Source organism: Bosea sp. BIWAKO-01, assembly GCF_001748145.1.
In the GTDB taxonomy this organism is placed as follows: Bacteria; Pseudomonadota; Alphaproteobacteria; order Rhizobiales; family Beijerinckiaceae; genus Allobosea.
On record NZ_BCQA01000001.1, the window covers coordinates 4,762,541 to 4,783,177 of the forward strand.

A 20,637-nucleotide genomic window follows, 5' to 3' on the forward strand; every position below is an offset into this window, starting at 1 on the left:
TTGCCGCCTGACTTACTCGCCGCCCAGCGCCAGCGCTTCCGCCATGACGCGGAAGACATAGGTGTTGGGCTTATGGCCGCGAAACTTCTCGGCGCCCGGGCCCATCGCGGTCAGGATCACGTCGTCGGCGGCGTGGACGCCGCTATTGGCGTCGAAGGGCAGGTTGCCTGTCCGGCGCGCGGCCAGCGGGCCGGTGCAATCCTTTTCGTTCGCGATATTGGTCTTGCCGTCCGGGCCCTTGACCGCGGGCACGCGTTCGCCGGTCATGTCCGGGCGGCCGGTGTCGCAGGTATCGGGATAGCTGCCATAGACCACCGCGAGGCGGCGCGAGGTGTCGACCTTAGTGGGGTAGCCGTCAGCGTCGAGCGGGCCGTAATTCGGCGGCACGGAGTCGGCATAGACGCCGAGCTTGTCGCGCAGGAGCTGGCCCGGACGGTCGTCGTCATAGGTGCCGATGATCGAGATCGGGTGGGCGTGATCGGGCACCACGATGATCAGGGTGTCGTTGCGGTCGCCGGCGAAGTCCTTCGCCACCTTCACCGCGTTGTCGAGCATGATGGTATCGAACACCGAACGCTCCCAGTCGAGCGAATGGCTGTACTTGTCGATGCGGGCCGACTCGACCATCAGGAAGAACCCGTCCTCATTGCCCTTGAGCAGGTCGAGCGCAGCCTTGGTCTGCTCGACCACGTCCGGCTGGTCGGGGAACTTCGAAACCGTGCCCTTCCTGGTCAACCGCAGATCGAACGCGCCGTCGATGTTACCGGTGTTGTAGAGGCCGAGCAGCTTCTTCGAGCCGGCCGCGACGGCAGCGTTCATTTCCGTCTTGGTGGTCGCGAGCGTGTAGCCGGCCTCCTTGAACCTGGCGATGAAGTCGAGCTCATCGGTCCGCTTCGAACCCGGGGTCGTCTTGGGCAGGAAGTTCGGGGAGCCGCCGCCCATGATCACGTCGGGCTGCACATCGTGGAACATCTTGACGATGTCGTTGAAATCCGAGCGGCGTCGGGTGTGGGCCACCATCGAAGCCGGGGTCGCGTCCTCGATTTCCGAGTTGGTGACGACGCCGATCGCCATCTTGCCGCGACGCTTGATCACTTCGGCGATGGTCTCGACCTTGGGATGGTCGAGCGTCAGGGCGTTCTTGGCGCAGTAGACACCGAGCGCGTTGACGCAGGATTTATGGCCGGTGGTGTAGGCATGGGCCGCATTGGCGCTGTCAGTCACGATCGAGTCGGTGCCCGAGGTCGAGATCAGCGCCATGTTGGACATGTCGTCCATGGCGAGCTCGCCATTGTAGCGACCTTCGTCCCAGCCCTTGGAGAGAATGCGGGCCGCGGTGCGGTTGGCGACCGACATGCCGTCACCGATGAAGAGGATGACGTTCTTGGCGCGGCGCGGCTGGGTGGTGGCGAAGACCTCCCATTTGACCGTCGCCTTGTTGGTTCCCTGCGTCGCCTCGACGGTATAATTGCCCGCCGGAAGCGTCGCGCCACGCAGCCACAGCGCGGAATGCTTCTGGCCCTCTTCGTTCTGCGTGAAGGTCGTGCCCTTGCCGAAGATTTCGGCGGCCGGCTTGCCGTTGATCGTGACCGCGACGTCGGCCGAGGTCGGCGCGTTCGGGAACTCGACCTTGAAGTCGAAGCGCGAGCCCTCGAGGATTTCGGCACGGTTGATGGGATAGATCGTCTGCGCGGCGACCGGGGTCGCAGCGAAGGCGCTGCCAATTGCTACCGCATGCCAAAGCGTTCTCAGTTGCATCCCCAACCTCCGATAATCCGCGATCCCTTGGATGGGGTGAGCTAGTTGCAGCTGGACATGACAGGATGGCGACAGCCTGCGTGTTGTTGCGCAGAGTACTATCCGACCACGCCTTCCCCAATATCAACAGGGCACCCCGGGGACGGCCAGCCGGACCGAGGCGCTCCCAGGGAGCGGGGGCGGCTGCCCGGCTTCCCGGGGAACGAGGATCGTTTGGCTCGCAGCGCGAGCCACACCAAGAGGGGATCGCGGCTCGCCTCAGGAGGCGCTGGGGTTTCGCCTCAGCAGGCGAAGGACAACCTGGCGCCACCGGACGCTTCGATGGACTGTCCGGTTACCCGTCGGAATTCATCCGAGAGCACGGCTGCGATCACGGCGCCCACATCGCTTGCTTCTCCGAGACGCCCCAACCCGGTCTTCTCGACGATCGACTGAATGAACTCCGGATGTCGGTCGAACGCATCGTCGCCGATCCGGGTCCTGGTGGCGCCCGGCGCAACGGCGTTCACGCGGATGCCGCGGCGGCCGAACTCCTTGGCCATGTAGCGGGTGAGGACGGTCAGGCCGCCCTTCATCGATGCATAGGCGGAATAGCCCGGCTCCATGCCGCTCTGAAGGGTGGAATTGCTCGTCACATTGACGATGGCACCGCCGTCAGCAAGCACAGAAAGCAGAGCCTGCGTCAGAAAATAGGGTCCCTTGAACAGCACCCGCATGAAGGAGTCGAAGAGCTCCTCGCTGGTGTCCTCGAACAGGGCCATCTGTCCGAATCCGGCATTGTTGACGAGGTAGTCGAAGCAGCCTGCGTTCCATTCGCGCTGCAGCACTGCCTTTGCCTCATCCCGGAATGCCGCGAAGCTGTCGCTGCGCCCAATGTCCAGGTGCAGGGGTACCGCCCGGGCGCCCCTTTGCCTCGCGGCCTCGACCACATCGCGCACGCGATCCTCGTGGCTGTTGTAGGTGACGATGGAATCGACGCCGCGGTCAGCGAGCGCGACGGCCGTTGCAGCGCCGATACCCGAGCTGGCGCCGGTGATGATGGCGATCTTGCGCATGGGAGGTCTCCTTGCAGGTCTGTTGCGATGGCGAAGACCTAGGTCAGAGATGCAGGATGATCTATAATGCATCATCCAAGATTCATTACGGGTCGTCCAAAGCTATGGAACCGCTCGCCGATGTGATCGCCTTGCTTCGCCCTCGCGCGGCGGGGACGAAGATGATTCAGGGGGCTGGACGCTGGGGCGTGCGATATTCGCGCATGGACTATGCCGGTTTCGGCCTAGTGGTAGCCGGGGGCTGTTGGCTCGCCGTCGACGGTGATGAACCCCGTCGGCTGGCCCGAGGCGACTTCGTCCTGATGCCGGCGGTCCCAGGGTTCACGATCGCCAGCGACATGGAGGTCGAGCCCCTTCCGTTTGATGCTGACGAAGCGGTTGCCCGGGGAGCCGGCGACGTCCGGCACGGCGACGCGGAGCGCGAGGCTGAGTTCAAGCAGCTTGGCGGCTACTTTCAGCTGGAACCCGGCAATCGCGGCCTGTTCGCCGGCCTGTTGCCGGGCCTCGTCCATATCCAGGCGACCGATCCGGCGGCGGAGCGCCTCGCCAGGATGATCGACCTGATCACCGAGGAAGCGCTCGCCAACCGGCCGGGACGCGACCTCGTGGTCGACAGGCTGATCGAGGTCCTGCTCGTGGAGGCGCTCCGCTTCCACGCAGAGCGCGCAGGCGCAGCGGCGCGGCCAGGGCTTCTGTCGGGGCTCGCCGATCCGCTTCTCGCCCGCGCCCTGCGACAGCTTCATGGCGATGTGGCGCGCGGATGGTCGGTGGATGCGCTGGCCCGGCAGGCGGGCCTGTCCCGCTCGGCTTTCAGCGAGCGCTTCAATCGGAAGGTTGGGGTGCCGCCGATGCAATATCTGATCGAGTGGCGCATCGCTTTGGCCAAGGCGATGCTCCAGCGCGACGCGCCGCCGCCGCTGGAGGCAGTTGCGGCAGCGGTGGGCTATCAATCGGCGAGTGCCTTCAGCACCGCCTTTCGCCGCGAGGTCGGCAGCTCACCCAGCCACTTCACGCGGGCCGCAGCTGCTTGAGTGCGGCCTGGCGATGGTGACGCCGACCGTGCGTATTGTGCCGTGGTCGGTGTCAGTGGGCGTTCTGGCGCAGCGGCCGATTTGGCACGCCGCAGGGATCGAAGCTCTTGCTTCTCAGGTGAGGGATCGGCTCAAGCCTTGAGCGTCGTCGTCTCCTGGCTGGTCCGGCCGAACAGGTCCCGCGCCCTGACGCGGTAATGCTCCTCTGATTGGGGCGCATGCAGGTGAACGCTCGACAGCAACCCGACCGGGTTGACGACCTGCCACGGCCGGTTCTCCGTCGCGCTCCAGAGCCGAAGCCGAACCCGTCGATATTCTTCTTCATGCCAGGGTCGACACGGAGTGCGGCACGCTCGATATGCGTGGGACGCCGTTCCAGCGTCGCGTCTGGGAGACGCTGAACGCGATCTCGGTCGGCCGGACGGTGACCCATCGCGAGTTGTCCCAGGTGATCAGCCCGCTCGCCAATCTCGCGGGCGGTCGCTAACGCCTGCGCCGCCAATCCGATCGCGCTGGCCATTCCCTGTCACCGCGTCGTTCGGAGCAACGGCGATCTGGCAGGTTATCGCGGGGGGCTCGAGCGCAAGGCGCAGGAGGCGCCGAAGCCTAGGCATTTCCGGGCGACCATCCGCTATCTCCGGAAATCGAAAGCCCGGCCGAAGCCGGGCTTTCTCACACTTGATCGCCTGTGCCGGAGAGCCCAACCACTGGGGTGCCGTGGACTTCCGGGTACTTTGAAGCGCACTTTCGGTTGAATCTGACCAAACTTCCGGAGCGTCTACACTTCGGGAGTGTGGAGAGAGGCATAGTGCTTCCGCAATTGAGAGCATAAGCCTTTGAAATCGTTCAATCGTGGCGTGCGGATTCCGTGGGCTAAGTTCCGCAGTTTGAGGGATAGTACTTCCGCAGAATCACGCGCAACGACTGCTCCAAAGCAAAAAAAAGCCCGGCCTAGGGGGCCGGGGTCGGTTTTGGCGACTGGGGAAGCGGATCTAAAGATCCGGTGGGATAGCGGATCGCAGATAGAGCGAAGCTAGCACCTGCTCCTGTCTCAAAGCCGGTTCGACGCCTCGCAATGCCAATTCCCGTTTCAATATGGGCATGTGTTTTCCGCGGCTGCGAGCGAGCTCATGGAGCGAAGCGTATTTCGCCATAAACATATCAAGTGATTTGCGGGAAATGGCTTCATAAGGGCATCGATTAATCGGACTGATTGCGCGCTTGGTTGGAAGAAGCTGATTTTTTACCAGGGCACGGACAACCCTGTCGGCAGCGCCGAGCAGATGAGCGGCCTTCAGAATTGTAAGATCGTCCTCGTGATCACCGCGCGTGAGTCTCTTAATTTCATCCACGTCGACCAAAATGGCTTGATAACCCGTCTCGCAAGTCGACTGCCCGACCCATCGGAGCTGGTGATCCAGAATTAGTTTTACAATCTCCATTGCCGAACAGCAGGCACGCTTTGCGGCAGCTGCGATGGACATCTGAGGCCCCTCGGGCTCTGTGACCCGCACGGCATTAGTGAAAAGCCGTCTCATGAGCTCATCAAGCTCGCGACGGTCGTAAGCCTGATCGCCGAGCTCGAGCAGATTATGGTCTTTCACCCGCTTGATAAACTGGTGCTCCGCCAGCAGCTTGGTGTGTACGCGCCCTGCGTTCAGATAGGTCTCGGCTTGCTTCAGCGTGATCACGTTCTGAAGCAGATCGAGGATCGGCGCGGACGCAGCAACGGGGAACGTCACCACGTCAGCGCTGAGATAAGCACTGTCAGGCGGCAGGACGCCTGCGGCGCGCAGCACGCGCCTGAGGCGCTTATGGTGGATCCCGCTCGCTCGAGAGGCGGTGTAAACCGAATGCCGACGACGCTCAGGCACGATCTGCCTTTCGAAAATCCTATCGTCCGGACTGACGGGGGCCCTGTCCGCGACGAAGTCGATAACTAGGTCGCGAACCGGGTCGTAGTTCGGATCGGACTTCATGGAATAGAGCCATTTGAAGAATTGCCCGAACCAAGCCTGCGGGCCGGCCGAACCATTCTTCGCGTAATCGCCCGTCGTCCCGAGCGCTTGAAGGAACTTTCGAACGTCGCCTTTGCCGTGACTGGCGATGGCATATCCGCGATCGCCTGCGCGTCGCCAATCACGTTCGCTCAGGTCACGTATGGGCGCATCGCGACCATTGAGGTCGACTGCGCCGATGACCTCGCACGTCCTCCAGGCAACATAGCAGGGCAACATATCGAGCCACTCGGGGCCTGCGTCACCGCTTAGGCGGGCCGCGAGATATCGCTCCAACTGTGTCGGATCGGACTGACTTGTCTGAAGAGCGAGTGCCGGAATGCCGGCGATCTGTGGTGCGGTCCTGCGTGCAAAGTCGTGAGTAGGCAACGGATCGCTCCCATCGCCTAGCTCCACGAGTTCGACACAGTGCTTCAGGCAGACGCGATAGTGTTGGAAAAGCCAGTCGCTGCGGCCGCTCGCCAGCCATGGATCGGTGCCCCCGGCCATGTCCTCTGCCAGGCATTGAGGGCAGGCCATAACCCGTGCCCGGCGTAGAGACGACCGCGCGAACGTCTGACCGCGATAGAGGTAGTGGTCCTCTTTGCGGACAATAGCATTGTCGAAGAGCCGATTGAGGGATGCGCCGGAGAGCTTTGCGAGCCGCGTCAGCGCAGTCGCATCGCCGTCTATGACGGCCTGAAGCTCGAACCCCATGTCTAGTGCGAACACGTTTTGGCTCTGGGCGCGATGAAGGAGCGCCAGTCGCGACAGGAAGCTCGCGGGAGACTCTCCGACCCGTAGCGGGAGAGAAGGGTAGAGACCGCTCATGGGCGGCCTCCCTTCTTGCGAGTGCGGCTTCCGCGACGGGGCGGGTCAATCGGCAGGATGGGCTCGATTGGCGGTTCATTCGTCAAGACCAGAGAGCAATCCAGTTCGGCCCAATTGGGCGCAACAAATGGGTTCATCAGAGCACCGCAGCCCGTTCGATCGGTAAACGCTGTGGCGAAGTGCTCGATCGACAGCGGCTTTTCCTCCAGCATCGCCAGCTCGATGGCTTCGTGGATCAACTCGATCGCGATCCCGAAGCGACGCAGGGCGGCATGTACCAGGCGAGGGGCGATCTCTAATGCGGCTTCTTCGCCGATGGAGAGGCCAACAACCGAGGCGAGGCCGCTGACAATGCCGCCGACCATTTCGTTGTCGTCGGGCATCGCTAGAAGCGGAACAGAGACAAACTGCCCTCGACGACGAATCTCGTCGATTTTGCGCATCTCCGGAATCAGGCTGGGCAGGCCAGAAATGATCAGGCCAACCGGCCAGGACGAGACCATCAGCGTTTTGAAGGTCTTCCGGATGTTGTCCATTTGAACCACGTTGGCGTTGTCCGTCAGATTGTGGGTCTCATCGAAGAAGATGATGAGCACGCCGGCGACGGGCAGGAGTTCTTGAATGCGCCCCCAGATGATGTGATCGGCCAACTCGCGGGCGAGGGGGTATCCCAGCGCCCGGAGCACCTCCCGTCCCAGCGTTTTGAGCGTGCATGGCGCCGGCACAATTACCCGTAGGAGGGGAGAGCGTTGCTCTCCCCGGGGCTGAAGTATGGGGTGGGTTTGGAAAAGCCGCTCAAGAGACGCGGTTTTGCCGGTGCCCGCTTCGCCACTGACGAAGAGGCAACGGCCCTCGTGGCGCCCTTCGGTGTCCGGGGCGCCGCTATACTGGCGCATGGTCAGGACGGATCGCACGACTGAGTCGAACTTGCGGCTGAGCTCAGGGCCCCAGTCCGTTTCAATGTGCTTGTTCTTCAGCTTCTCTCGGCCCGCCAGAACGGTTTGTTCCAGCTCAGAGAGGGATGCGCGGTACTTTTCGATAAGATCAAAGTTATGGGTCATGGAAATATCAATCCGTAATCTTAAATGAGCGGCGCTTTGACTTGGGGGCAGTCGTTGAGGGTGAAGTGCTATCGCCGGTGCCGGTTGGGATTAACCCCTCGAGCAAATTGCCGGTGAGCGACGTCGCACCTTGAGGCAGCTGCGCCGGTCGGTCGAAGCCGAAGCCGAGCTCGTTCTCCGTGTAGTCCAGCTCCTCGGTGCTGGGTCGAGTGGAGAAGATGCTCACGCGGGCAGCGCTGGCTTTGCCGAGCTCCCAAGCGTCCTTGACAGCCTTGGCAACGATTTCATCGGCAAGGACAGCTTGGGCCTTGAAACGACGCTTCAGATCCGCCTCGGCGGCGAGCCAGACCGTCATCGGCACGTCGTCAAAGCCCGGCCGGATATTCGGCACCGAGAGCCAACCGCCGTCGTCCAACCTCACGGAGACATGGCCGAGATCCATGTGATTGAGACGGACTTCGAGGGTGACGTCGCCGTTGCGGCGGCGAAACTCCTGCAGCTCCCGGTTGTTGTAGTGAAGGCTGAGCATCCGAACGCCCTTGGGCGTTAGGGACCGGTCAGCCTTCACACCGAATACTGCGCGTCGGCGGTGGCGGTCGGGTGAGGGGATAATCCCGTAGGCTTTGACCAGCCGCTTCCAGCAGTTAGCGGGGGTTTCGCCCTTCAGACCGCCGTGTGGCGTATTGTGGTAGATGTCGAGCACCCATCGGGTGATGACGTCGCAAAGCTCCGGGAGGGTCAGGCTGACCCGAGCAACGGGGTCGTAATCGCCCTTTGCAGCGATCGATTCAAAGGTCCGACCAGTGAACGGGCAAAGCGCTTGCATGCCCGCGGTTCTGAAGAACCGCTCGATACGACCTCGAAGGGACGGAAGCCCAGCAGGAGGAGCCTCTGCGTCGGCCTCGAGATCGATGATGGCTCGGCGAAACCGCAACGACAGAAATGCCGCACCTTGATCGGTCACGATCCGTTCTGGAGAGCCATAATAGTCGTCACGGCTAAGGGCTCCCGCAGCCAAGGCGTAGGGAGCCTTGGGCGTAACCACCATCTCGAGCGCGTCCATCGCGAGATCGCTAGTGGGGGTGAGGGCGATCTTGAATCCAACACAGACCGAGGTCGCGCTATCCAAGGCCGCACACAACCAAGGCCGAGCCGTTGCAATTTCGGACTTCAGCTTATCTGACAGCTTATCCAGGATGCCGAGATCCGCGCAGAGCGCCTGGAGATTGATCCGCCACTCGTCGATCTCAACACGCTGCAGCGGCCGCTCGACATCCACGCCGTTTCGCACCATCGCAAAGCGTCGTTTCGCGGCGTCAAGGCCGAAGCGGCAGGCATGCGTATCGAACTCAGGAAATGAGTTGATCTCGGCCACCAGTCGCTCATAGCTCGGAACCCGAAGGGGCTTTTCACCCGCAGCGAGACGCCTCGGGTTTTCCTCATCGACGATATGAGCCTTCATCAAGCGGTAGACGTCTCGCTTGGTCGGCCGAGACTCGGACATGAACGCCAGCGCGAAGCGGTGCATGATCTGCCGTTCAGCAAGACCAAGCCGCTCGGTTACGCGGTTGCCAGATCTGAAATGGCGCTTCCGGAGGGCGATGGCTCGTTCTCCGCCCTCCAGGAACCACTTGCGCCATTTGCGGTAGGTGCGCGCGCTTGGGGGTTTGCGGCACCCCGGCTCGCGATCGCCAGCTTTTGGCCTAACTATTTCACCGTCTGCATTGCGTTTTGCAGTGCGGCGCAGCTCGTCAGCATAGTCTTGCTGCGCAACGATCGGGCCCCATCTCTTGTATGAAGCGTCCGAAAGAGTGGCGTTCCCTGCCTGGATCTGCTTCTCCATCCCACCACAGAACCTGGTTCGCCAAAGCACCTCTTCCTGCTGCCCCTCGGGTAGCCAGTTGATCAGCCCGTCCACCGAACCCGAGGTCGCGGACGCTTTGCTTCCAGCAAATGCATTGCGCTCGAAACGGAAGTCGGACTTGGTCGAGGCCAGCAGTAGATCCCTGTCAGTGAACGTCTCCGCCACGTCGGGATCCTCGACACGCTCAAGCACGTACCCATTCGCCAGGCGGTTGCGGCGCTTGTAAGCAATATTGTTGATGACCAGGCGGTCTTGATGCGACAGGCTGAAGCGCGGGGTGAAATCGGTGCTCATCACGCGACCTCCTCGTTGGTGTGGGAGGTGGCAGCCAGTTCGATCATGGCGTCGTAGCTGATGCGGGTATTGTCGACGACGCTAACGGCGCCAGAGCCAACAAGGCGGATAATCGCCTGGAATGCGTGGCCCTCCAGCCCGCTTGCCTCCACGATCTGCGCGATTGAGGCCCGCCGATGTTCAGCCAGCAGGCTTTTGATGAGTTGATCGTGCTCCGTGTTTGAGGTCCGACGCATGTGTTTGAGCAGCACCGCGTTATGGACGTCGTCGAGCGGCAAATTCTCGTCGGTAACGAGTTTGACGCCGTCGGCAAAGCTCCGCGGCACGTGTCGAGCGATGAGACCGAGCGTTTCGAGAAACCGGGTACGTTTCACAACGGCCATCGGCTTGACTGCGATAGCGATTTTCTTCCCGGATCGCAGCGTTGCGAGAAAATCGAACGTATGCCGTCGCGGCGTCCCCTCGGCGTCGAGCCAGGTCACTGCTGGAGGCTGTTCGCGAAGATCGATGACCTCGCGGTCGGAGGCCATGATGAGCGCTGCATCTCGCTCTTTGCCAGATTCACACATGACCTCGCGATCATGGATGACGACGCTGGGTCGGCAGGCGCCGCGGCTTTTGGTATGAACATTTCGAGTAGATCGGTGATCTTCAGGCAGATAGATCATCGGCGCTGGAGAGCAGGGTAGATTTTCAAAAGTATGCACGTTGGGGATCTCTGCAGTAGGCACACTACCGCGATCCCAATCTCTCGTGAAAACTGCTTGCATCTTTATGCGCGCGCAGGTATACACAAGAGACTGAGTTCGGCAGCAGCCGGGGTTGGTTTAGATCCGCTCCGAGGTTTCTGACGCCCGTAGGAGTGGGTCGCTTCAATGGGACATCCTGATTGGCGTCAGGGTGTCCCTGTTGTTTTGGTCGTTACGATCTTCGTCTCTACATTTTGGGTTCCTGATCAGGTTCGGCTCGGTCTCGCTCGATCAGTGGGAAGGCGATTATCTGGCCTGACAGCACAGGCCTGAACCGCGCTTCGGCTTCTGCCTCGGCTTCGGCCAGAACGATCTGTGCGGCGGCCACGGATGCTGCGTGAATGGCACGCAGCACGACTTCTTCGCCAAACTCCACTCGGATCTGGCCGAGTCGGACTACGAGTGCAGCCAACTTCTCCATTCCGTACTCCCAAGATAAAAAGGGGCTTGGCCTAGGTCGATTGGGCACGAGACAGCCAGGGATCGACCGGACGACGTGATTTCGATCATTTACTCTGTCGCGAATTCTCCTTCGGTTTGTCCTGCTCCTCAGTGGCAACACGAGGTCGAACCAGTGTTGTGTGGAGCGCCCAGCAATATCGATGTAGTCGACGTGCTGCTGTTCCCATACGTTAACCGTTTCAGGCCGGGCTAATGAGCAGAGTTGAGCCTTCTTCTCGAGGCTGCTCTCGAAGAACATAATGTGGCTGCCCCACAGCAGACGTGGGAGCCCAGTGTGGAAGTTTTGGGTACGCCGTTCCTGTTCGTGATTGAGATGGCTCGATCATAGAGGGAGGGAGCCGGGCCCATATGCGCCGCGCAATAGCTCCGAGTTATGTTTTGGCTCATTGGTCAACGTCGCCGATCTGGGCCCGAACCGACGGCCACAACCAAGAGACTCTCTTGCGCGAACGCTGATGCGCGCTTACAAGAGTCGCCTAGTCGAGTTACGGTTTCGGCCGTTGCAAGGCCGATCGAATGTCCGTGGGTTCCTAGGCCGCGCTGGACATGCCGATCGAGTGGATAGTTAAAGGGACATCATGCTTGGCGGCGTGATGTCCTTTTTGCTTTTACTCATCTTCGTCTCATAACGAATCGGTTTTCCGATCGAAGTCCTCATAGCTTTCTGTTCCGGGCGAGATTGGTCAGTGGTAGCTCCGCGCCGAACTGATTCGCTCCGGCGTGCTCGTTTTTGCCGGATGACCTATTTCCTAGGCAAGCGGAAAGAATTTTGGTCATAGTTCAAAAAATAATCTGAAAAATAGCGATAAGCGGAATTAAATATTTTTTATTTTTTGTACTGTTACGCGCGATTGATTCGTGTGTCCGACTTCGGCTAACGCGAATTTAATTAGCTGAGGCGGCATTTATAAATTGGCAATAAGATTTTAACGGCTATTTTTGAAAAATCGCAAAATTGATTATCTAATTACTTTCGTGCGCATGCGGCGCGGCATCTAGCCGCGGCGCGCGCCCGGGATCAGCCGTATATTGGCGCATCTTCGTCGGCTGTGACCTACCCATCGCTATGCATTGTCAGGCGCTAGCTAAATCTCTGTCCGCTTTTCTGTTGAATTGATTCGGTCAATAACTGGCCGATGTTGCGCGGATCGACAGTTGCATGAGGTGATGCGCCGAGATTTCGCTCGCGCCCCCCGTCTAAAGAGCCGCTCTTCCCCGCGAGGCCGGGATACGCATCGGAGGTGGGTATTGGGGCGGGCACGCTCCTGGCCCGTTTCTCTGGCGGCAACCGGAACAGGAGCGCGTTGCCTGCTATGGCTGATTGACAATTCGCAGGAGGATCGGCGCATCGCACTCCAATTCGTCGAACTCTTCGTCTAGCAGTGACGGATCGCTCAGAAGGTCGCCCCCAGTCCAGCGGCCCGCTGAATAGGGGCGCTGACCATGCGGGTTGGAGATTGGAGCGGAACGAATCGCTGCTCTTGCTGTCGTCGAGAGGGGCGGCCGCATTCTATGGATCATTGGAAGCCTCGCGTTGGAGTAAGCTAGGTAGCGAGAAGGCAGCGGCTGTTGCTCAGATTGGAGCAGGCGGAAACCCCTATCGAGCAGTCTATAAATTATACAGAATGTTAAATTATTGCATCCAATTCATCGCAATATGGTTAATGCGGCGAGGCTGCCAGCGCTCAGGGATTGGCTGCCGTGGGCTTCGTGAAAACAAGTACGCCGACAACGGATTCGCCGCTTACAAAGCTAGCTCCATCTCGCTCCAGCGCTCTGCGGATTCGGTTGTTGAGAGCGATTTTCGGCTCGATATCGCCGGCTTCAAAGTCGAAAACGGTCTTGCGAGACACGTCGGCTGTCGCTGACAGCCAATCTTGCGTTTGCCCCAGCAGGAGCCTGGCAGCTCTGCAGACGAAACCCGGAATTGGCGCGTCTGCAGGCATCGGAACGAACCTACTCCCTGTCAGGAGGGCGGTGCCGCAATCATTTGTGTGGAATAATTTTATGGAACTTGTATAATAAGCGGCGTCGCTGAACGGCTTGGCGGAGCTCGACAACGCATCTGTTTGCAAGTGTGTCTTCGACGGAGGGTTCATCCGTGCTGCGCTCTTCACCTAAATTCCCACACGACCTCTGGCATCGAATTTCGCCGCGCTGATCACAGCGAGTGACAAAGCGGGATGGGCGTCGGTTGATGTCTGGTTCCGCCGTACGCGAAACATGACAAATACCCCGCTGCCGGTCGAGGGCGGCTGGATGATTTCCCCTGCACAATAGGTAAGGCGCGATCGCGCCAATCCATCAATGGAAGCCGAGCAAGTGGTCGGGCCGAACAGCCCGCCCCCTAACTCTATCTCGCCGCGTCAATGGCGATCAGGTTCATCCAAAACGAGGATTGCAATGATCGAAGAGCGGAGCTTCGAGGAGCGGGCTCGTGTGAGCGCGCCCTGTATGCGTACCTTCCTGAATATCGCTCGCCGCTGGAAGCTGTTGGAGAGACAGCAGTCGCAGCTCCTAGAGTGCGAAACCGCGCGGTTGCGCGAATGGACGAAGCTTGCTCGCGAGCATCGGCCGCTCGTTCTCGAAACCAGCACGCTCATGCGCATTTCGGTTGTTCTGGGCGTTTTTGGTGACCTTCGGCAATTTCTACTGCTGACCTCAGGCGCAGGGGAAGAACGATTGTGGTTGTTTCGGCCCCGCCAGTTTCCGCCGTTCAATGGTCGACCTCCGCTGGAGGTGCTTTTCGGTTCCTTCGAAGATCAGATGAGGGTCAGACGGCATCTTGCTGCCGTCGCCGAGGACGCATCCGTTCGCCGTCAGCTCGAGTTGAGCGATCCCGCGGACCCAGGCTATGGGGCTATTTGGGATGCCCCTTCGAGCGGCATCAAGGCCGTTTGCTTCGATGCTTTCGGGACTGTCGTTGAGATCGTCGACAAGCGTCGCCCGTTCCATGCGCTTCTCCGCGACGAACCTACCGATGCACTGGCCGAAAGAGTGATCACGCATCCCATGGGGTTGCGTGGCCTGTCGCAAGAGATGGCCCCACCTCCGACTGAAGAATTGCTGGCAAGGCTCGAAGCAGACGTCGTGGCGGAGTGTGCTTCAATGCGGCTGCGGCCAGGCATGGATCAGGTGTGGTCCGATTTGCGTAGAGCGGGACTCAAAATCGCTATCTGCTCAAATCTCGCTAGCCCTTACGAGCAGGCTTTGCTCGATTGGCTTCCCGATCAGCCAGATGCCCTTGTGCTGTCGTTTCGCGCGGGTCTGAGGAAGCCGCAGCAACAGATCTATCGGTTGGTATGCAGCGAGCTACGGCTGCAGCCCTGTGAAGTCCTGTTCACTGGCGACGATCTAGAGGCCGACGTTTTTGGCCCAGGCGCCATCGACGCGCTGGCGATGCCAATCGAGGAATTCGAGAGCTCACTCTCGAGCGGCCCATCCTTCTTTGCGCCGAGTGAGGTCACCGATCTCTTTGACCGGATTTCCGCGTCGAAGGCGCCCTGACAGCGCGGGCTGCAGGCACGAGTTTCCGTCCATCCAAATCGACTGGAGGCAGAATGCGTTTGCTCGTAATTTCCGACCTGCATCTTGAATTCGGCCCTTTCGAGTTTCCTGAGCCGATGCCGGAATTCGATGTCGCCGTTTTCGCCGGGGACATGGGGCAGCCAATCAGCGCCGCGATCCAGTGGATGAGCGGTGAAAGGGAGAATGGGCCGTTGAAGGGCCGGCCGATCGTCTATGTGCCGGGCAACCACGAGTTCTATCGGAGTGAGATGAAGGCAAATCTCGCGGAGGGTTGCGAGGCTGCCGAACTGGCCGAGATACACCTGCTGAATCGCCGAACCGTTGTCATTGGTGACGTCCGCTTCATCGGCTGCATTTTGTGGACTGATTATAGGCTTTTCGGGACGCCCAAACCCTCGATGATTATTGCCGGGCAGGAACTCAACGATCATCGCCTCATTCGATATCGAGAGAGGGGAGGCCATGTCAGTCGGTTCATGCCCTGGCACGCTGCGGCTGAGCATCGACTCGACCTTACATTTGTCCGGAGTGAGCTTGCGAGGCCTCACAAGGGCCCGACGGTGGTAGTCACGCACCACGCGCCGCATCCGCAATCAGTTCAGCCCCGGCATCAAGGAAGCGCTCTTTCGCCGGCTTTCGTCTCTGATCTCAGCGCTCTGATCGAGGACCTCCAACCGGAGCTGTGGATCCACGGTCATGATCATGGATCGCATGACTATCGCGTCGGCAGGACGCGCGTCTTTGCAAACCAAGCGGGGTACCCAAATCTTCATCGGGATCGCGAGAACCGAGGTTTCGATCCATGCTGCGTCATCTCCATCGATAAAGCACAGAAATGAGCGGCTATGATTGCTATGATGCAATTTGGTGTGAGATGTCGCGCCTCCGATTTGGGCGTGGCACGGTGTTTCAATCGCGTCGTGCTGTGAAAGACGCCAAGCGTGGTGGCGGTGACATGTCGGCAGCAAGGGCCGCCGGACGCGGCCGATGTCCCTAGGCGAACGCGGCCCGGTTTGGTGGGAACGACGGCGCACCGGATCTCAACCGGCATCTGGCCGCGTTATGCGGATTGGGCTGACCGGTCTGCGGAAACCGGCCGGGCGGTCGCGAAAATCTCGCATGTGATCGGAATAAATCGACGGGAAATTTTGAGCCATACCCAAGCTGTCGGGAGGGTGCTTTCTGAACGAATCCGAACAATTCTGTTCAGTCCGCGTTCTCTGTGTGAAGGCTTTAATTGCCGAGAGCAAACAGGGAGAACTCCCATGCGCCGATTCTTTATCGCAGCAACTATCGCCATTGGGGCGGCCGCAACTATCGCCACCTTCGCGCCTGCGGCTCACGCAAGCGAAACGCTTCCGCCCCGTATTGCCCATCAACTCGACAAGCAACCGATTGAGTTCGCCATGACTGAGGCGAAGCGGCAACGGCTGTGGATCATTCAACAAAACCTGAATCAGCAGAGATACTACGGCCGCGGATATGGCTACGGCCGCGGCTACGGTTACGACCGCGGATATGGCTATGGCCGTCGTTATGGGGGGCCGCCCCCGTGGGCCCCGGCCTATGGCTACCGCCGGCACTACTACTATGAGGGCTAGTCGTGGTCAGTCACCGGCTCTTGTCGAATTGCGATGCATCCCCTCACAGGCCTCACAGTTGGACTGTGAGGGGGAATTGATTCCGAAGATGAGTGTGAAGGTGTGAGGGCGTCTGCGCGGCCTGCGCGCCTTGCGACGCCAGGTGAATAACTGTCGCGGCGTCAGGCCATGCCGGCGCGCGACCTTGGAAGGCGCCCGTATGGCTTCGACGCGATGTTGGCGAGGCTCCACGCCGCTAAAATTTGCTCCGGACCGGCGCTGATGGGGCACAAGTTCAGCCGGCCAAAATATGGAGCCGGGCCGAGCTTGGCGCAGAAGCGCACATGGTTAGACAGGATCGCCTTCACGAGCACGTAAGGCTGCGGCACAAACTGTAATCCCGGTCCTGTCCCGCCGGGGCAATCCAATCATCGCCTCAGTCTTCGAGCCTGTCACGCTCGATGATGAGTTCAATGATCGCGCCCGTAGGGTCCCACTCTCTGCGGACCCGACCAATCTGGCCTGCCGTCGCCTTGACCAACCGGCTGCCGAAGCCTTCGCTTCCTGTGGTCGTCGGTGGGGGACCTCCGCGTTCGCGCCAGACGATTACGAACTCGGACAGTCGATCCGAACATGTGATCTCGACGACGCCGTCCTCGACGGAGAGGCTGCCATATTTGGCGGCGTTGGTCGCGAACTCATGGAGCAGCAGCGAGAGCGAAGTGATGAGGGTGGAGGGCACCGGAATATCAGCACCGCGAACCGCGCTGCGTGGCCGTTCGCCGGCCTGATACGGGGCCAGTATTGCCCCGATCAACGCATGCAGCGTGGTTGCTGCCGGTTCGCCCCCCGCGGTCAGGGCTGACATCGTCAGCGCGTGAGCACGTGACAGGGTGGCCAGACGCTCGGCAACCGTCGCCGCGAGCTCAGCCGGACTGGAGGCCGACCGCGCACTGAGATTGACGATGCCGCTCGTGAGCGCAAACACGTTCTTGATGCGATGGTGCATCTCGCGCAGCAGCATGTCTTGCTGCTCCTGCGCACGCTGCCGATCCGAGATGTCGCGGGCGATCTTCGCCGCCCCCACGATCTCGCCCCTGGAGTCCTTGATCGGCGAGACGGTCAGCGAGATCGCAACAGGCGCTCCGTCCTTGCGCCGGCGGATGGTCTCAAAGTGATTGATGCGCTCTCCGGCGCGAATGCGCGCCAGAATTTCCGGCTCCTCATCCCGCCGGTCTTCTGGAATGAGCAACATGATGTTCTCGCCGAGAACCTCCTCGCGCCGATAACCGAAAAGGCGCTCTGCGCCCGGGTTCCAGTCCGTGATAACGCCGTCCAGATCCTTGCCGATGATTGCGTCATCCGAGGATTCGACGAGCGCCGCCAGCCGGCGGGCCGAGGCGTCCCCGTCATGGCATTCGATGGCAAAGCCGAGCTGGCGTGCGATGAGCAGCGCGAGATCGCGCTCGTGCTCGGTGAAAACCCGCGGCGTATCATAATAGACCATGAACTTGCCGGTCAGTTCATCGCCTCCGGCAAGCGGTATGAAGGCCAGGGCATGAATGCCCTCGCCAATAACGGTCTCGATGAGTGGCCGCGGTTCGCCGGAGCGGGCCATGTCCGAAATGAAGATCGGGTGGGCCTCGCGGTCATGTCGCTTCCAGGGAGAATGGCCGTCGACAGCGGCGCGGTATCCGTCCGAAAGGCCGCGCCAGGCGACGAAACGCATCGTCCCGCCCTCGTCGAATCGAAGGATCGCTGCCCGCGAGCACGTGAGGGCTTCACAGATGGCATCAAGCGCACTCTGGTAAATCTCGACGAGCGTGCGGGCTCGAAACAGCCGATCGGTGAAGTGGAAGAGTGTCGTCTGTTCGAGAACGTGGCGCGTCAGATCATTCGCAGTGCCAGTGCCTTTGCTGATGACCCTCCCTTGAGGGTCACTGCTTCGCTCCATAGGCGGCCTCGCGCTCGGCCAATCCAAGTCCGCTCACAACAAGAAGACCGTCTGGCCACCCGATCATTCGAGCATCGAATTCGGCTGGTCACAATATCATTTGTTTAGAATCGGCGCAGACTCGTAACTGGTGCGGCCATCATCATCGCCGGGCATCGATCAGATTTTTGGAGCAATACTGCGCGGTCAAGGCTCGCTGGTTAAAAGCGGATCGGGGGCTCACAATCATGGTTGCAAGGTCGGAAGCTCCGCCAGCATGCGGGCGGAGCTTCCGCGCCGGCTACAAAGCCGGTCGCACGTAGGGAGGGGCCTCCGGATCGAATTGCGTCCAGCCTTCCCGCTCATAGGCAGTGCGGCGATCGACCATGTCGATGGGGGTCGCACCATCCATGATGGCCACGACTGTCGGTGCTTGTTCGTCCGTCGCCCGAACCGCGACGACGCTGCCGCCGCGCCTGACCGTCTCGGCATAGTAATGGGCCTCTTCCTCATCGACACCTGAACTCGTCAGTGCACCGACGAGACCACCGGCGACGGCGCCCGTGGCAGCACCCGCTGCGGTTGCCGCCAGCCAGCCCGCAGCGACGACGGGACCAATCCCTGGGATGGCAATCATGCCGAGGCCTGCCAATAAACCGGCCGCTCCGCCGATCAGGCCGCCGACGCCGGCGCCTTCACCTGCGTTGCTGTCGCCGTCGACCTCGTCTCCTCGGCCGACGAGGCTGATATCGGAATCGGCGACGCCGGCGTCCTTCAGCTTGCGAATGACGGAATCGGCCTGGCTGTAAGTGTCGTAGGATCGGGTGATGGTCTGGGTCATCGTGCGGTTCCTCAGTTGTGTGTGATGTTGCCGCGATAATCGACGCTCACGTTGACCGCCTGGCCGCCGTGAGTGGCCTTGCCCTTCCAGACGCCGTTGTCGTCTTTCTTGAGTTCGGAGACGGCGGTGTAGCCGTTGGCCTCGAGCCGGCTCTTCGCCTGGCCCTCGGTGAAGCTGTTGGCACCGGGCAGGGGGGCGTTTGCATCGGCCGGGGCGTTCGGGGACGGTGTCGGGGCAGTGGTCGAGGTCTGAGCCTGCGCGCCCAGAACTGTGGCGACGGAGAAGAGCGTCGCGATCAATGTCCGTTTCATCGGTGTCTCCCTGAAACAGTTGGCATGGGTGCCCGATCCAACGGCAACGTTGGCCACTTGTTCCAAGAACGTCTGTCCGCTTTTGAGGCTCCCTCTTGCCAAGAACGGTCCCGCAGCGTGGCAGCATAAGGTTTGGCCTTACGCGAATGCCGCAGCGCCGGAACTCATCTAGCTGCTCTCACGTTGGTCGCCGCCGCAAGGCGGCCACTGCGAGGGCGACGGAGGAATGGACGAGTTGGTCCACTCCTGGTGTGCTGGTTTTCTCGTGTCGGATCTCGGAGTGTTTCGACCCGCTGCTCCAAATGGGGTGGCGGGCCTTTTTCGTTTCAAATGCCGATCAATTGTCGAAGTGACCACCACAAATCGGACACGCACTACCGCAAGTTTGGGGTAGGAGATTCGAATGCACAAATGGTGGCGGGACGTTTTACTGTTTGGGGGAGGCGGACTTGCTTTGGTCAACGCCATGGTGATCACGCTGAATTTTGTTCAGTGATGGTGGCGACGCTTTCGAACTAGCGAAATCCGCTTCGGTTGAGCCAGTGATTTCTATGGTTGTCGGCCTGATCGTTGTCGCTGTCAGCGTCCTCTCGTAGTAGCCCAAGTTCACTCGGCCCCCTGGAGAGTAAGCCTTTCCGCCGCGCCCAGTTGGTCCCGCGGCTCACGAAACGAGGGCGGTGGGAACTGCGGGCGTTTGCTTATGGCCCAATCAGCCGCTTTGCCTGCTGCACGGCCTCCATGCATTCGGCCTCTCGACCGGCGCGATCTAACCCCTTCGCCCGATCGACCGCAGCAGACGCTTCTGCCTTGGTAGACGCACCGGTCGCCGGAGCCCTCGATTGATCGGCAGCCGTTGATTGGCCCTGGGTCTGGCGACGGACATCGTCAGGCGATGTTGCCTTGCCTTGAGCTTCGCGGCTCAAAAATTCCGCCGGCGGATGTTGCGCTGCCCCGGCGCCAGACTGGCTTGTCCCCGTAACGCCCGACGTCGGCCCAGAACCCGCGTCCGTCGCAGCCAATGTCTTCGTGAGGGCCTCGACTTCGCCGGTACAAGGACCGGCGAATGCAATGCTGGCCTGAAGAGCAGATGCGAAACAGGCCATGGACAAATAGCGTGAGGGTTTCATGATCGTTGCTCCGTTGCTCGGCACGAACAACCGCGACAAAAAAAGCGTAGGCGCTTTCGAAAGTAGAGCGCATTGCCGAGTCCCTAGGCTGGAACTGTTTTCGGGTGCATTCGTTGTTTTGGCGTGCTGGCCTTCTTCAGCAGCCCTCGAAGGCCACACGGCCTAAAGGCCCCGCTGAAATATCCCCTGCGGCGGGGCCCCCTGAATCGCCCTCA

17 protein-coding genes are annotated in these 20,637 nt (G+C 60.7%); 6 read left to right on the top strand and 11 right to left on the bottom strand.

What is annotated here, in order from left to right; all coding sequences use genetic code 11:
* Window positions 1–12: 12 nt before the first annotated feature.
* Window positions 13–1,758, bottom strand: a complete 1,746-nt coding sequence (locus BIWAKO_RS22295) for an alkaline phosphatase (RefSeq protein WP_069880510.1) — start codon at window positions 1,756–1,758, stop codon at window positions 13–15.
* Between the two features lie 281 nt (window positions 1,759–2,039).
* Entirely contained in the window at window positions 2,040–2,813 is a 774-nt protein-coding gene (locus BIWAKO_RS22300) for an SDR family NAD(P)-dependent oxidoreductase (protein WP_069880511.1), read from the bottom strand.
* A gap of 104 nt (window positions 2,814–2,917) precedes the next feature.
* Between BIWAKO_RS22300 and BIWAKO_RS22305 the strand changes: the two genes are divergently transcribed.
* From BIWAKO_RS22305 to BIWAKO_RS37155, 3 genes are all read left to right on the top strand, one after another.
* Window positions 2,918–3,844, top strand: coding sequence for an AraC family transcriptional regulator (locus BIWAKO_RS22305; RefSeq protein ID WP_069880512.1), 927 nt, complete (start codon window positions 2,918–2,920; stop codon window positions 3,842–3,844).
* Between the two features lie 358 nt (window positions 3,845–4,202).
* Entirely contained in the window at window positions 4,203–4,331 is a 129-nt protein-coding gene (locus BIWAKO_RS37150) for an MGMT family protein (protein ID WP_274533594.1), read from the top strand.
* A 31-nt stretch (window positions 4,332–4,362) separates the two neighbouring features.
* Entirely contained in the window at window positions 4,363–4,599 is a 237-nt protein-coding gene (locus BIWAKO_RS37155; RefSeq protein WP_274533618.1) for an MGMT family protein, read from the top strand.
* Window positions 4,600–4,836: 237 nt separating this feature from the next.
* Here BIWAKO_RS37155 and BIWAKO_RS22310 read toward each other — a convergent pair whose 3' ends face one another.
* From BIWAKO_RS22310 to BIWAKO_RS22330, 5 genes are all read right to left on the bottom strand, one after another.
* Window positions 4,837–6,672: a TniQ family protein gene (locus BIWAKO_RS22310; RefSeq protein ID WP_074471596.1), complete on the bottom strand. Its 1,836-nt coding sequence runs from the start codon at window positions 6,670–6,672 to the stop codon at window positions 4,837–4,839.
* Window positions 6,669–7,733: an ATP-binding protein gene (locus tag BIWAKO_RS22315; protein ID WP_069880514.1), complete on the bottom strand. Its 1,065-nt coding sequence runs from the start codon at window positions 7,731–7,733 to the stop codon at window positions 6,669–6,671. Before BIWAKO_RS22315 ends, BIWAKO_RS22310 begins: the two co-directional genes overlap by 4 nt.
* 7 nt (window positions 7,734–7,740) lie before the next feature.
* Window positions 7,741–9,891 (bottom strand): Mu transposase C-terminal domain-containing protein, encoded by a 2,151-nt coding sequence (locus tag BIWAKO_RS22320; RefSeq protein WP_069880515.1) that lies wholly within the window; start codon window positions 9,889–9,891, stop codon window positions 7,741–7,743.
* Complete coding sequence (locus tag BIWAKO_RS22325; protein WP_176733375.1) at window positions 9,891–10,559, bottom strand: PDDEXK family nuclease; 669 nt, start codon at window positions 10,557–10,559, stop codon at window positions 9,891–9,893. Before BIWAKO_RS22325 ends, BIWAKO_RS22320 begins: the two co-directional genes overlap by 1 nt.
* A gap of 268 nt (window positions 10,560–10,827) precedes the next feature.
* Window positions 10,828–11,061, bottom strand: coding sequence for a hypothetical protein (locus BIWAKO_RS22330; RefSeq protein ID WP_069880517.1), 234 nt, complete (start codon window positions 11,059–11,061; stop codon window positions 10,828–10,830).
* 2,444 nt (window positions 11,062–13,505) lie between these two features.
* Between BIWAKO_RS22330 and BIWAKO_RS22335 the strand changes: the two genes are divergently transcribed.
* From BIWAKO_RS22335 to BIWAKO_RS22345, 3 genes are all read left to right on the top strand, one after another.
* Window positions 13,506–14,609, top strand: a complete 1,104-nt coding sequence (locus BIWAKO_RS22335; protein ID WP_069880518.1) for an HAD family hydrolase — start codon at window positions 13,506–13,508, stop codon at window positions 14,607–14,609.
* Window positions 14,610–14,662: 53 nt separating this feature from the next.
* Window positions 14,663–15,469 carry a metallophosphoesterase gene (locus BIWAKO_RS22340; RefSeq protein ID WP_069880519.1) on the top strand — a complete coding sequence of 269 codons (807 nt, stop codon included), beginning with the start codon at window positions 14,663–14,665 and terminating at the stop codon, window positions 15,467–15,469.
* A gap of 426 nt (window positions 15,470–15,895) precedes the next feature.
* On the top strand, window positions 15,896–16,231 hold the full coding sequence (locus BIWAKO_RS22345) for a hypothetical protein (RefSeq protein ID WP_069880520.1): 336 nt from the start codon (window positions 15,896–15,898) through the stop codon (window positions 16,229–16,231).
* Window positions 16,232–16,237: 6 nt separating this feature from the next.
* On the opposite strand, the gene BIWAKO_RS37385 is transcribed toward BIWAKO_RS22345, so the two are convergent.
* From BIWAKO_RS37385 to BIWAKO_RS22365, 4 genes are all read right to left on the bottom strand, one after another.
* Window positions 16,238–16,501, bottom strand: a complete 264-nt coding sequence (locus BIWAKO_RS37385; protein WP_371332028.1) for a transposase — start codon at window positions 16,499–16,501, stop codon at window positions 16,238–16,240.
* A 145-nt stretch (window positions 16,502–16,646) separates the two neighbouring features.
* Window positions 16,647–18,164, bottom strand: coding sequence for a PAS domain S-box protein (locus BIWAKO_RS22355; RefSeq protein WP_084651691.1), 1,518 nt, complete (start codon window positions 18,162–18,164; stop codon window positions 16,647–16,649).
* A gap of 280 nt (window positions 18,165–18,444) precedes the next feature.
* Entirely contained in the window at window positions 18,445–18,984 is a 540-nt protein-coding gene (locus BIWAKO_RS22360) for a hypothetical protein (RefSeq protein WP_069880522.1), read from the bottom strand.
* Window positions 18,985–18,995: 11 nt separating this feature from the next.
* Window positions 18,996–19,295: a PepSY domain-containing protein gene (locus BIWAKO_RS22365; RefSeq protein ID WP_069880523.1), complete on the bottom strand. Its 300-nt coding sequence runs from the start codon at window positions 19,293–19,295 to the stop codon at window positions 18,996–18,998.
* Window positions 19,296–20,637: the final 1,342 nt, after the last annotated feature.

What these genes read in the sequence shown, in the direction of transcription:
- BIWAKO_RS22305 (WP_069880512.1), top strand. Translation starts at nt 2,918, where the DNA reads ATGGAACCGCTCGCCGATGTGATCGCCTTGCTTCGCCCTCGCGCGGCG.
- BIWAKO_RS22340 (WP_069880519.1), top strand. Translation starts at nt 14,663, where the DNA reads ATGCGTTTGCTCGTAATTTCCGACCTGCATCTTGAATTCGGCCCTTTC.
- BIWAKO_RS22345 (WP_069880520.1), top strand. Translation starts at nt 15,896, where the DNA reads ATGCGCCGATTCTTTATCGCAGCAACTATCGCCATTGGGGCGGCCGCA.
- BIWAKO_RS22365 (WP_069880523.1), bottom strand. Translation starts at nt 19,295, where the DNA reads ATGAAACGGACATTGATCGCGACGCTCTTCTCCGTCGCCACAGTTCTG.
- BIWAKO_RS22360 (WP_069880522.1), bottom strand. Translation starts at nt 18,984, where the DNA reads ATGACCCAGACCATCACCCGATCCTACGACACTTACAGCCAGGCCGAT.
- BIWAKO_RS22335 (WP_069880518.1), top strand. Translation starts at nt 13,506, where the DNA reads ATGATCGAAGAGCGGAGCTTCGAGGAGCGGGCTCGTGTGAGCGCGCCC.
- BIWAKO_RS22315 (WP_069880514.1), bottom strand. Translation starts at nt 7,733, where the DNA reads ATGACCCATAACTTTGATCTTATCGAAAAGTACCGCGCATCCCTCTCT.
- BIWAKO_RS22300 (WP_069880511.1), bottom strand. Translation starts at nt 2,813, where the DNA reads ATGCGCAAGATCGCCATCATCACCGGCGCCAGCTCGGGTATCGGCGCT.
- BIWAKO_RS22325 (WP_176733375.1), bottom strand. Translation starts at nt 10,559, where the DNA reads ATGATCTATCTGCCTGAAGATCACCGATCTACTCGAAATGTTCATACC.
- BIWAKO_RS37150 (WP_274533594.1), top strand. Translation starts at nt 4,203, where the DNA reads ATGCGTGGGACGCCGTTCCAGCGTCGCGTCTGGGAGACGCTGAACGCG.
- BIWAKO_RS22330 (WP_069880517.1), bottom strand. Translation starts at nt 11,061, where the DNA reads ATGGAGAAGTTGGCTGCACTCGTAGTCCGACTCGGCCAGATCCGAGTG.
- BIWAKO_RS22320 (WP_069880515.1), bottom strand. Translation starts at nt 9,891, where the DNA reads ATGAGCACCGATTTCACCCCGCGCTTCAGCCTGTCGCATCAAGACCGC.
- BIWAKO_RS22310 (WP_074471596.1), bottom strand. Translation starts at nt 6,672, where the DNA reads ATGAGCGGTCTCTACCCTTCTCTCCCGCTACGGGTCGGAGAGTCTCCC.
- BIWAKO_RS22295 (WP_069880510.1), bottom strand. Translation starts at nt 1,758, where the DNA reads ATGCAACTGAGAACGCTTTGGCATGCGGTAGCAATTGGCAGCGCCTTC.
- BIWAKO_RS22355 (WP_084651691.1), bottom strand. Translation starts at nt 18,164, where the DNA reads ATGGAGCGAAGCAGTGACCCTCAAGGGAGGGTCATCAGCAAAGGCACT.